This window comes from Mesorhizobium sp. BAC0120 (genome assembly GCF_033542235.1).
Lineage (GTDB): Bacteria > Pseudomonadota > Alphaproteobacteria > Rhizobiales > Rhizobiaceae > JAWRCU01.
On sequence record NZ_JAWRCU010000003.1, the window covers coordinates 460,066 to 471,683 of the forward strand.

General features: G+C 62.3%; 13 protein-coding genes. 5 read left to right on the top strand and 8 right to left on the bottom strand.

The features are described from left to right. The first annotated feature begins 26 nt into the window (after positions 1 to 26). Positions 27 to 812, top strand: coding sequence for a sulfite exporter TauE/SafE family protein (locus SAZ10_RS09060; RefSeq protein ID WP_318608873.1), 786 nt, complete (start codon positions 27 to 29; stop codon positions 810 to 812). 5 nt (positions 813 to 817) lie between these two features. On the opposite strand, the gene SAZ10_RS09065 is transcribed toward SAZ10_RS09060, so the two are convergent. The 8 genes from SAZ10_RS09065 to SAZ10_RS09100 all read right to left on the bottom strand — a co-directional run bounded on the left by SAZ10_RS09065 (position 818) and on the right by SAZ10_RS09100 (position 7,998). Further along, positions 818 to 1,348, bottom strand: coding sequence for a DUF1465 family protein (locus SAZ10_RS09065; protein WP_318608874.1), 531 nt, complete (start codon positions 1,346 to 1,348; stop codon positions 818 to 820). A 463-nt stretch (positions 1,349 to 1,811) separates the two neighbouring features. Then, a complete protein-coding gene (locus SAZ10_RS09070; protein WP_318608875.1) occupies positions 1,812 to 2,204 on the bottom strand; it encodes a hypothetical protein in 393 nt (130 codons plus the stop codon). A gap of 164 nt (positions 2,205 to 2,368) precedes the next feature. Continuing rightward, positions 2,369 to 4,012, bottom strand: coding sequence for an acyl-CoA synthetase (locus SAZ10_RS09075; RefSeq protein ID WP_318608876.1), 1,644 nt, complete (start codon positions 4,010 to 4,012; stop codon positions 2,369 to 2,371). A 182-nt stretch (positions 4,013 to 4,194) separates the two neighbouring features. Next, positions 4,195 to 4,812 carry a dihydrofolate reductase family protein gene (locus tag SAZ10_RS09080; RefSeq protein WP_318608877.1) on the bottom strand — a complete coding sequence of 206 codons (618 nt, stop codon included), beginning with the start codon at positions 4,810 to 4,812 and terminating at the stop codon, positions 4,195 to 4,197. 11 nt (positions 4,813 to 4,823) lie between these two features. Next, positions 4,824 to 5,300: an SRPBCC family protein gene (locus SAZ10_RS09085; RefSeq protein WP_318608878.1), complete on the bottom strand. Its 477-nt coding sequence runs from the start codon at positions 5,298 to 5,300 to the stop codon at positions 4,824 to 4,826. Beyond that, on the bottom strand, positions 5,297 to 5,638 hold the full coding sequence (locus SAZ10_RS09090) for a metalloregulator ArsR/SmtB family transcription factor (protein ID WP_318608879.1): 342 nt from the start codon (positions 5,636 to 5,638) through the stop codon (positions 5,297 to 5,299). Before SAZ10_RS09090 ends, SAZ10_RS09085 begins: the two co-directional genes overlap by 4 nt. Before the next feature lie 191 nt (positions 5,639 to 5,829). Further along, complete coding sequence (locus tag SAZ10_RS09095) at positions 5,830 to 7,017, bottom strand: OpgC family protein (protein ID WP_318608880.1); 1,188 nt, start codon at positions 7,015 to 7,017, stop codon at positions 5,830 to 5,832. Between the two features lie 207 nt (positions 7,018 to 7,224). Beyond that, positions 7,225 to 7,998: a sulfite exporter TauE/SafE family protein gene (locus SAZ10_RS09100; protein ID WP_318608881.1), complete on the bottom strand. Its 774-nt coding sequence runs from the start codon at positions 7,996 to 7,998 to the stop codon at positions 7,225 to 7,227. 259 nt (positions 7,999 to 8,257) lie between these two features. Between SAZ10_RS09100 and SAZ10_RS09105 the strand changes: the two genes are divergently transcribed. From SAZ10_RS09105 to SAZ10_RS09120, 4 genes are all read left to right on the top strand, one after another. Further along, complete coding sequence (locus SAZ10_RS09105) at positions 8,258 to 8,923, top strand: thiamine phosphate synthase (protein ID WP_318608882.1); 666 nt, start codon at positions 8,258 to 8,260, stop codon at positions 8,921 to 8,923. A gap of 206 nt (positions 8,924 to 9,129) precedes the next feature. Further along, positions 9,130 to 10,095 (top strand): tetratricopeptide repeat protein, encoded by a 966-nt coding sequence (locus SAZ10_RS09110; protein WP_318608883.1) that lies wholly within the window; start codon positions 9,130 to 9,132, stop codon positions 10,093 to 10,095. Positions 10,096 to 10,184: 89 nt separating this feature from the next. Next, on the top strand, positions 10,185 to 10,748 hold the full coding sequence (efp, locus tag SAZ10_RS09115; protein ID WP_318608884.1) for an elongation factor P: 564 nt from the start codon (positions 10,185 to 10,187) through the stop codon (positions 10,746 to 10,748). Between the two features lie 37 nt (positions 10,749 to 10,785). Further along, positions 10,786 to 11,586: an inositol monophosphatase family protein gene (locus tag SAZ10_RS09120; protein ID WP_318608885.1), complete on the top strand. Its 801-nt coding sequence runs from the start codon at positions 10,786 to 10,788 to the stop codon at positions 11,584 to 11,586. Positions 11,587 to 11,618 lie beyond the last annotated feature (32 nt).

Sequence of the window (11,618 nt, forward strand, 5' to 3'; positions counted from 1 at the left end):
GAAAGGGGCGATCCATCGAGTATCGAATGATGTTCCCGACGCTCGATCTGGCGTTAGCCGTTCTTGTCGCCGTTGTCTTGGTCGCCGGCGTGGCGAGAGGCTTGGCGGGCTTCGGCTCCGGAATGATCGTGGCGCCGGTCGCCGGCGCGGTTTATGGCCCGACCGCAGCACTGGTCATCATGTTAATTCTCGACTCGCTGCCGGCGCTGCCGATCACCATTCCGGCCATTCGCATTGCGCGCTGGAACGAGGTGTTTCCAGCTTTCGTCGGCCTCTTCCTGCTCTACCCGCTTGGCGTCTTCATTCTGGTGCATGGCGACGTGAAGACATTGCGATGGATCATTGCCCTGACCATCTTCGCCTCCGTCGCAGTGCTCGCATTCAACTATCGCTACCGCGGCCCTCGCAATCTCGCCACTTCGTTCGGCGCCGGCAGCGTTGCCGGCGTGCTTTCCGGCATCGCCGCCATTCCCGGGCCACCGGTCATAGCCTACTGGATGGCATCGGACTACACGGCGGCCATCGTGCGGGCCAATCTGATGAGTTTCTTCGCGCTCGAGGCGCTGATTTCCGCGGTCGTGCTGTGGACCGCGGGCCTGCTGCAATGGCCGCTCGTGATTGTCGGGCTGATCTCGGCGCCGTTCTACTTCGTCGGCCTCACCATCGGCGGAAAACTCTTCCACCACGCCAGCGAGAACACCTACCGGCTGGTGACTTTCGGGCTGATCCTGCTCTCGGCCTTTCTCGCGCTTCCGTTGTTTGACGGGCTCTTCGCCGGTTTGGCCGCCTTCGTCAAAGCTGACGCGGAATAAGAGAGTCAGCCGCCTGCGAACACCGTCTTCAAAAGTGTGATCTGATCGGAGACCGGGTTGCCCTTGCGGCCTGTCTCGGGCGGCGCGAGCCGGGCGTTGCCGTAGATTTCCTCGTCGAGGCGGCGCACGCGCGCCTGCAGGCTGAGCGAGCGGTTGACGAGGTCGCGGAAGTCGGCAGGCAACTCGTCCCAGCCAGGTGCGTCGTCATGTGCGGAAGCCGTGTCGAGCCGCACCTTGGATTTTTCCGAAGCAACCTGATCGCGGCTCATCTCGCCGGAATTGGCGGCGCGCTGCAGCAACAGCCAGGAAGCGACCTGCATCAGCCGGGTCGTCAGTCGCATCGATTCGGCCGCATAGAGGGTGGCGGCGAGCCGCGATAGGCGCTTCGCTTCGGCGCGACCTTTGCCGTCGAGATATTCCGCGGCCTGTTCGACCAGCCCCATGCCCTCATTGTAGAGCGGCTTGAAGGATTGCGAGAAAATGCGGCGCTCCGCGAGCCTGACCATTTTGCCGCTTTCCATCGAAACCCCGCTCATCGATGCGCCCCTGAAACTGCCGCTGTTTTGCCGGTCAGAGGTTCTTACGCAAGTGTCACGAGCCTGCACGACCGGGAACTTGAAAAATGCGCCTGTGCGCACGCTAACGCAAGCGTATGTTTAACAGAGGGTTAACGGCGTGCGGCGCAGATGCCCAGCGTCTTTTCTGGAGCATGATCCCGAACTGGAGGCCCGCATAGAGGGGTGGACGTTCCAGATGATGACATGCTGGAAAGTCAAAGGGTTGTAGCCGGGCCCCCGGAGCCGTTCACCCTGCTCCCGGCAGCAAAAAAAGAGCCGCGGAAGGGCGGCTCTCAGAAGTTAACAGGGAGGCGTCAAACAGAGTGGCTCCAACCACCCGGTAAGAATCCAGATCACTGGATACCGTAGAGTAAACGCCCGTAAAGCTTAACGAAGCCTTAACGCCTCCGAACTTTTTTAGCTAAACTTTTGCGGAACCTGCTCAGGGCCTTGTCACGCGAGGCTTGTAGATGGCCGGCAGCGCGATGAAAGCGAACAGGAACGTCCCGAGATAGAAGCCGATCGAGGAGATCCCGACCACCGGCTCGATGGCAGTGTTGCCGCCGAGCAGGAAGAAAAGGCCTACGAGCAGGCCGATGCCGCTCACGGCTGTCAGCCAGAAGTGGATCTGCGCGAGGCGGCTTTCGCCGGCCGCCGGGAAGAGGTGATAAAAGAAGGCGAACACCGACGACATCAGCCAGCCGGCCACCATCGTGTGCGCGTGGACCGGCATCTGGCTGTGGTCCTGCGTGATCGACATGAAGAGCCCGAGCGCCATCCCGCAAAGTGCATAGATGACGGCGAGTGTGAAGAAGTTGCGTGCGACGCCCTGCATTTCAGTCCCCAAATGCTGTGGCTCTTCTGGTCACGCGAAGCATGACATCCGCAGAGAGCCCATCGTTTCGACGCCGGATGTGTGGGGCTCCCAATGTATCCGGCGTATGTCGCCGGACCCCGAACATGGGAAACGAGTACCGATATCGACTCGGTTGATCGGCATTACCTGAGCTCGCGGGCGAGCTCGCGCAGCCTGAACTTCTGGATCTTACCGGTCGAGGTCTTGGGGATTTCGGCAAAGACGACGGTCTTCGGACATTTGAAGCGGGCAAGGAGCTTGCGGCAATGCCCGAGGATTTCTTCCTCGCTTGCCGTCCTGCCGGGCTTGAGCTCGACATAGGCGACTGGCGTCTCGCCCCATTTCTCATCCGGCCGCGCGACGACGCCGCATGAGGCGACGGCCGGGTGCTTGTAGAGCGCGTCCTCGACCTCGATCGAGGAGATGTTTTCGCCGCCGGAGATAATGATGTCCTTGGAGCGGTCCTTGAGCTGGATATAGCCGTCCGGATGCATGACCCCGAGATCGCCGGAATGGAACCAGCCGTCGGCCAGGGCCTCGTCAGTGGCTTTCTTGTTCTTGAGATAGCCCTTCATGACGATGTTGCCGCGGAACATCACCTCGCCAAGTGTCTCGCCGTCGGCGGGCGTCTGCCGCATCGTCGCCGGGTCCATCACGGTCAGCGCTTCGAGCGCGGCATAGCGCACGCCCTGTCGCGCCTTCTTCGTCGCGCGTCCCGAGCCGTCGAACGCGTCCCACTCATTGTGCCATTCGTTGACGACCGCCGGACCGTAAGTCTCCGTGAGACCATAGAGGTGGTTCACGATGAACCCCGCCTCGGCCATCCCGGCGAGCACGGCTTCCGGAGGCGGAGCCGCCGCCGTGTTGAAGGTCACCGTCTGCGGGAAGCTGCGTTTGTCCTCGGGTGCTGCGTTGATAAGCGTGGCCATCACGATCGGCGCGCCGCAGAGATGCGTCACGCCATGGTCGGCGATCGCGTCATACATTGCTTTCGCCCTCACCCAGCGCAGACAGACATGTGTGCCGGCCTGCACGGCCAGCGTCCAGGGGAAACACCAGCCGTTGCAGTGGAACATCGGCAGTGTCCAGAGATAGACGGGGTGCCTGCCCATCCCGGCGTGAATCGTGTTGGAATAGGCCATCAGGGCCGCGCCGCGATGATGATAGACCACGCCCTTCGGATTGCCTGTCGTGCCCGAGGTGTAGTTGAGCGAGATCGCGTCCCATTCGTCATCCGGCATTGACCAGCGAAAGCCGGGATCGCCCGAGCCGACGAATTCTTCATAATCCATGGAGCCGACGCGCTCGCCCTTCGGGTAGGGCGCCTCAGTTCCGTAGTCCGGGTCGTCATAATCGATGACGAAGGGCTGCACCTTGGCGATCGCCAGCGCCTCCTTCACCACCGCAGAGAACTCGCGGTCGACGATGAGGATCTTGCTCTCGGCATGGTCGAGCTGGAACGCGATCACAGCCGCATCGAGCCGGGTGTTGAGGCTGTGCAGCACTGCCTTCACCATCGGCACGCCGAAATGGGCTTCCAGCATGGCAGGCGTATTGGACAGCATCACGGTCACCGTATCGCCCTTGCCGATGCCCTTTTGCGCCAGCGCCGAACCGAGCCTCAGCGAACGCTGCCAAAACTCGCGATAGGAGACGCGGTTGCTGCCGTGGACGATCGCGAGATGGTCTGGAAAGACTTTCGCCGCACGTTCGAGGAATGTGATGGGCGTCAGCGGCTGGTAGTTCGCCGCGTTCTTGTCGAGCCCACTGTCATAGATGCCTGCCACGGTTCTCCTCCCGATCGGATGTCGCCAATCCAGAGCATGATCCCGAACCGAAAGTCAGCATAGGGAAAAGTTGCAGAGCTTTCGGATAGATCATGCTGCAAAACAGACAGCTAGAACGGGGGAGCGGGAGCCGAGGAACTATCTGGAGCAGATCGACGGCCGCGCTCGGCTTCGCCGGCACATCACGTCAACAAATCGGTAAAGCTGCTCGGCTGGACCGTGGCCGCGAGCTGACGTGGCACATAATGCAGCGCGACCACGCCATTCTCATAAGAGCCGGTACTCAAGAGCTCCAGGTCGTGCTTGTCGGTCAGCTTGGCGAACCAGGATTCGCCCTGCGACACTACCGGGTAGACGAAGAACCGGAACTCGTCGACGAGGCCGAGGCCGATGACGGACTGCGCCAGGCTGGCGCCACCCGATAGATGGATGTCGCCGCCCGGCCGTGCCTTCAATTCGGTGAGATATCTCGCCAGATCGGCATCGCTGCGGACCACGACCTGCTCGACATTCACCCACTCGGTCAGGCCCTCGCGTCCCGATCGCGAGAAGACCACTTTCTTGTAGGCGTTCATGCGACGCGCCATGCTGCGATTGGCCTCGGTCCCCTCATTTACGGCGCCTGGCCAATAGGCCGCCATCTCCTCATAGGTCGTCCGCCCGACCAGGATCGTGTCATAGCTTGCGTAGAGACGGTCGATCTCGCGATACTGGTCATCGCTGACGCCGTGCAACCAGGCCAGCGGATCGTCCAGCCGGCCGTTGAGCGTGGTCATCATCTGCAGCACGATCTTGCGCATTCGTCTCACCCCTACACGCCTGGTTCGACGAGTTTTGCGAGCTGTTCCATCACGGTGTCCCAGCCGTCGTAGAAGCCCAATTCCTGATGCATGTTCCTGTCGGCATCGCTCTTGTGCATCACGTGGGCCGCGTAGTCGGTACCCTCCGGATGGTCCTTGAAGGTGATGACCGCCGCCATGAAGGGCTGTTCGGCCGGCCTCCATCCGCCGGTGAGCGCATCGGTGAAGACGATCCGTTCGAGATCGTCCACGGCCAGGAAGCAGGCATTCATATGCGGCATGAAATCGCCGCCGTCCTCGCTGATGCGGGTGACGAACGAACCGCCCGGGCGCAGCTCCATCTCCACGACCCTGCATCTTGCCGGCGCCGGAACCCACCATTGCTCGAAGCGCGCGCGATCTGCCCACGCGTCCCACACGGCTGCCCGCGGAGCCTTGATGATACGTGAAATGGTCAAGTCGCGAGACGGGTCGAAGGATCTGGTCATTTCTGATCTTCCCTTTGTTGAGCAGTGACGAATTGCTCCAGCCTGTCGGTGCGGCCTTCCCAGATCGCGTGTTGCGCGGAGAGCCATTTCTCGACCAGGGCAAACTGGTTCTTCTCGATGGCGCAGGTCCGCACGCGGCCCTGCTTGCGCGTCAGTATCAGCCCGCTCCCCTCGAGGAGGTGGATGTGCTTCATGAAGGAAGGCAAAGCCATCGCGAACGGCTTTGCCAGTTCGCTGATGCTCGCCGGGCCTGCACCCAATCTGCTGAGCACCGCGCGCCGGGTGGGATCGGCGAGCGCCTGAAATATGCCGTCGAGCTGGCCCTGATAGTTTTCCATATGGCTAAGTATCAGGGCCGGACACTTAGCGCAATCGCTAACTATGGAGGGGAATAGGGAAGATGGGGGTAGGGCAAATGGAGGCGCGGACTGCACCCCTCTTGTGAGACAAGGAATAAGGGAAACCGGTGCTCAGTACGCCCTACAGCGCGACTGCCCTATACCCCCTGCCCGCTTATCCTCCTACTGCCTTAGCTCGGCGCCTTCGCCAGCGCGCCAACCCGCGCCCCCTGTCCGCTCAGCATCGGACGCGTAGCGTTCCCGGACTGCAGCTTGCTCCGGTTTTCCTTTTCGAGTTTCTTGAGCCATTCGAGGAAATAGGCGAAGCCGAACTGCAACAGGATGCCCGTGGCGATCAGCACGGTGTCGTCGAGCAGCCCGCCTGGATCGATGGCCTTATAGACCTGTGCCACCATGGCGAGGATCGTTCCCGCCAGGAACACCGGCAGCGAGTGCTTGCCGAGAATGGCGAGCGGATTGTCCGGCCGTGTGCGCGCCAGCCCGGATATCGCCGGCATGGCGGCGATCAGATAGGCGAGTGACAGGATGTGCAGCAGGCGCGGAAGCGACAGGAACGTCTTGTCGAAGCCGGTCAGTACAGCCGGCAGACCGAGCGAGGTATCGATGCCCCATAGCGGAATGCGGACCCACAGCAGCGACAGCACGACATAGCCCAGAGCTGCGCTTGCCAGCCACGGGTTGAAGGCAATCCTGCCGCCACGCTTGACATGCAGCATGGCGGCCAGGCCGATCACGAACAGGAATTGCCAGGAAAGCGGGTTCAGGAACCACAGCCCCTCGCCCGGAAAATCTTTCGGGGCGAGCTGGTAGATGCCCGCGATGAGCCAGATCATGCCGGAAACGCCGACCATCAGCGATAGGCTGATGCTGCCGATGAGCAGGAAGAGCGGCAGCATGACGAGAACCGAGGCATACATTGACAATATGTTGTTGTAGCCGATCTGGTGGCCGAGCGTGGCGACGCCGACCAGCGCCTCCGGCGTATCCTCGATGATCAGCTCGATATTGATGAGCTTCAAGAGGTCCGGCCGTGCGAAATGCAGCGCGGCGGCCGAAAAGATCGCCAGCGTCGCGACCGTGGTCATGATATGGGCGATGTAAAGGACGCCCGCTCGGCGAAGGGCCTTGACGGTGATCAGGACTCGGCTCCCCGGCACGAATTTCACGCCGTAGGCGAGGCCGACGGCGATGCCGGAGATCAGAACGAAGGATTCTGCTGCGTCCGAAAAGCCGAAGTTCTTGCTCGTAAAATGCTCGTAGACGGTGCCGGGAACGTGGTTCACGAAGATCGTGAGCAGCGCCAATGCTCGAAAAACATCGATGCGAGTGTCCCGCGCGGGCAAGGCTTGAGCGGTCATGTTAGATGGGTCCCGACGTTGTTTCATTGATTTGGCGCGAATCGGCGTCAGACGATGCAACCCGCTCACAAACGAAATAGGGTCAGCCTCGGTTCAAAAAAAAGGCGATGATACCTCACGATTGTTCACATGTTGATACACAGTGGCGCTGGACCAACCGTTTTTCTGAACCGTTTTGAACGTCGAGCGGCGTCGCTTCGGCCAAGGCTAAAGCAGGCCAGCCGCGCCGTCCCAGAGCAGCTTGACGGCCACCAGAGCCACGGTGATGTAGGAGAACGGGTAGAAGAGCGCGGGCCTCATGCGCTTCACCAGATAGGCGCCAAAGAGCGTCGAGATGAGCGCGAGCGGCATCATCACGGCGGAAGCGGCGAGGTTCTCCGTGTCAAATTGCCCCAGCGCGAAATAGGGGACGAGCTTCACCGCATTCGTGATCGCGAAGAAGATGACGCTGGTACCGGTGAAGACCTTCGGATCGAGCCCCAGCGGCAGGGTGTAGACCTGGTAAGGCGGCCCGCCCGCATGCGCGACGAAGCTGGTGAAGCCGGCGACAGTGCCCCAGAAGCCGGCTGCGACCCAGTTTGGCGACGCCTTTTCGATTGCGCCGCGATCCCGATACTGCTGATAGAGCCAGCGCCCGACGAACACGATCGAGACTGCGCCGACCACGAAGCGGATCAGGTTCTCGGTGACGAATGCCGCCATCAGCCAGCCGATGCCGATGCCTGCCATAGCGCCGGGCATGGTCGTCCTGAGTATCTTCCTGTCATAGATGCCCCGCCAGCTCCACAGCGAGACCATGTCCATCAGGACGAGGATCGGCAGCAGGATCGCCGCAGCTCGCACCGGCGAGATGGCAAGCGCCATCATCGGCACGCCGACAACGCCTACACCACCACCGAGCCCCCCTTTGGAGAGGCCGACAAGGATGACGGCAGGCACGGCTGCGGCATAGAACCACGGATCGGCGAAGAGTTCGGTCACGGAGGGGAAGCCTTTCGGCGTCGCAATAAACCTTTTTCGCCTGTTAATGAAGCGGCAAGCTTGCCTAAGCAGGTTCCGCAAAAGTGTCCCGTCGTTTTGCGATAAGAAACTGCGACAGGGAAACGAATCTAAGCAGGCTTTTGTGGGACAACCCACGAAAGCCTGCTTAGGGTGTAGGCTGTTCAGCCCGACCGTGATCGACTATGCCGCAATCCAACCAAGATCAGCCTCCATAGCGAGGCCTCACCAACCGAGCGCCATGATTGCGAAAACCCCGCCGAACCGCTGCCGCATTGTGCTGATCGCCCCACCCGGTGCCAATGCCGGCGACTTTGGCCGGAAGCTTTCCGACGCGATCTCGGGTGGCGATGTAGCCTCGCTCATCCTGCCGCCTTATAAGCTCGATGACGTGGCCTTCCAGGCTTTTGCCGAGCGTATCGTGCCGCTTGCCCAGGAGAGCGATGTCGCAGCGGTTGTCGGCGGCGATTCACGGATCGCGGCCCGATTGCGGGCCGACGGCATCCATGTCGAAGGCGGCAAAGGAGCTCTCGCAGACGTCATCGACCGCATGCAGGACAAGATGATGGTCGGCGTCGGCGGCGCCAAGACGCGTGACGATGCGCTGGCGCTCGGCGAGGAGCGCCCGGACTACATGTTCTTCGGCCGTTTTGGTTACGACACGCAGCCCGAGCCGCACCACCGCAACCTGGCGCTTGGCCGCTGGTGGGCGGAGATGATCGAAATCCCCTGCATTGTACTGGCGGGATCAAGCGTCGAATCTGCAGCGACGGTCGCCGCCACGGGCGCCGAGTTCGCCGGACTGTCGACTGCGATCTTTGCCGATGGCGTCGACGCGGCCGAGGCGATAGCGCGTGTCAATCGACTGCTCGACGAAAGCGCGCCGCGCTTCGAGGATGAGCCGTGACGAGGGGGCTGTCGCAAAGGCCCCCTCCACCACGCTTCGCGTGGTCCCCCTCCCCCGTAAACGGGGGAGGGGGACCGCCGAAGGCGGTGGAGGGGGCGCCGGCTCCGACCATAACCCGCGTAATCGGCCTCGCGTCGCTCTTCCTCGTTGCCGCGCTGCCAGCGACTGCGCTGGCTGCCGGCGCGGAGAAATTGGCAGCGACCAAAATGATGGCACAACCGGCGGCGACGCAAAGCGCGCCCGGCCAGGCGCTCGGCGAGAAGCAGTCAAGAGCCGGCAAGGACATGCAGCCGGGGACCACGACCGGGAACCCTGGAGTCGTCAACCCGGATCGGTTCGGCGAGAAGCAGCCGGACGCGGCATATGGCGCATACCAGCGCGGCCTCTATGTCACCGCCTACAACTTCGCCCTGCGGCGTGCCAAGGACGGCGACGCGGCTGCGCAGACGCTGGTCGCCGAGATTCTGTCGCGCGGGCTGGGCTTGCCGCGCAATCCGGTCGAAGCGGCGAAGTGGTACTCGCTCGCCGCCGAGCAGGGCGTTCCGGAAGCGCAGTTTCAATACGCGCTGATGCTCCTTGACGGGGACTATGTGAAGAAGGACCTCAACGAGGCCTATGCGCTGCTCGAGGCTGCGTCGCAGGCCGGCAACGTGCTCGCCCAGTTCAATCTCGCGCAGCTCATCGTGCGTCGCGAACCCGGCGACGCGGGAATGGCCAAGGCGGTTCCCTACTATGAGCAGGCCGCAAAGGCGGGGCTTGCCGACGCGCAATACGCGATGTCGCAGATCTATGCGAACGGCGCCGGCGGCAAGAAGCGCGACGAGGTGGAGGCGCGCCGCTGGCTGCAGCTCGCTGCCGAGCAGGGCTACGACACGGCCGCGCTCGACCTGGGCACCTGGCTGGTCGAAGGGCGCGGGGGCCCGCAGGATCGCAAGGCCGGATTCAACTGGCTGCGCCGTGCAGCGCTCATCGGCAATGTGGCCGCGCAGAACAGGCTCGCCAAGCTATACATGCAGGGGCTCGGGACCGACCCGGACAATATCATGGCAGCCGCATGGTACATCGCTGCTCACCGCGCCGGGCTCTCCGATCCCGTCATGGACGACTTCCTGAACGGCCTGACGCCCGAAGAAACCAAGCAGGCGATCGAGAAGGCCAACCGCCTGCGGTGAAGCCTTGCCCTTGCCGGTGATTTGTGGTCTGGAGGCCCAAAATTGCCGCTCTTGCAAAACGGCCGGCATCAATCCCTTCGGAATGATCAATGAAGATCAGCGGAAACGAAATCCGTCCCGGCAACGTCATTGAGCATAATGGCGGCCTGTGGGTTGCGGTGAAAACGAACTCGGTGAAGCCCGGCAAAGGCGGCGCCTATAATCAGGTCGAGCTGAAGAACCTGATCGATGGTACCAAGCTCAACGAGCGGTTCCGCTCGGCTGAAACCGTCGAGAGGGTGCAGCTGGAGCTGAAGGATTTCTCCTTTCTCTACGAGCAGGGGGATGCGCTGATCTTCATGGACACCGAGACCTACGAGCAGCTCGAGCTGCAGAAGGATTTCGTCGGCGACCGCGCCGCCTTCCTGCAGGACGGCATGAAGGTCACCGTTCAGCTCTATGAGGAAAAGCCGATCGGTATCTCGCTGCCCGACCAGGTGACGCTCGAAGTCTCCGAGGCCGACCCTGTCGTCAAGGGTCAGACAGCCGCCTCTTCCTATAAGCCCGCAGTGCTCGAGAACGGCATCCGCATCCTGGTGCCGCCCTTCATCGCTGCCGGCGAGCGGGTGGTCGTCGATACCAACGAGCTCACCTATCTGCGGCGCGCGGAATGATCTTAACGCGCGTGCTGAAAATCAGGATTGTCTTCTAATGGCCCGTTCTGCGATCATCAATGTCATGGTGCAGGCCGCCACAAAGGCCGGGCGCTCGCTGGCGCGCGATTTCGGCGAGGTGCAGAACCTGCAGGTCTCGCTCAAGGGGCCGGGCGACTATGTCAGCCAGGCCGACCGCAAATCGGAGGAAATCATCTTCGCTGAGCTGTCGCGCGCACGACCGGGCTACAGCTTCCTGATGGAAGAGCGCGGCGAGGTTTCGGGCGATGACGGCCAGCACCGCTGGATCGTCGACCCGCTCGACGGCACGACCAATTTCCTTCACGGCATCCCGATCTTCGCCATTTCGATCGCGCTTGAGCGGCAAGGTCAGCTCGTCGCGGCGGTGGTCTACAATCCTGCGATGGATGAGCTCTATACGGCCGAGCGCGGCGGCGGTGCCTTCCTCAACGACCGCCGCCTCAGGGTTTCAGCCCGCACACAGTTGCCGGACGCGGTGATAGGCACCGGCATTCCGCATCTCGGCCGCGGTCATCATGGCAATTTCCTGATCGAGCTGCGCAATGTCATGGGCGAAGTCTCCGGAATCCGGCGGCTCGGCGCGGCCTCGCTCGACCTCGCCTATGTCGCGGCCGGACGCTTTGACGGCTTCTGGGAGGAGGCACTGTCGCCGTGGGACATCGCGGCTGGGATCCTGCTCATCCGCGAGGCCGGTGGCTTCGTCTCCGACCGCGCGGGGGGCCAGGACATTTTCGAGAGCAAGTCCCTCGTCGCCGGCAACGAGGCGATCCACCGGGCGCTGCTCAAGACGGTCCGCAAACCGCTGTCTGCCAGATAAGCACCAGGGCAGTAGGGCAGTAGGGCAGTAGG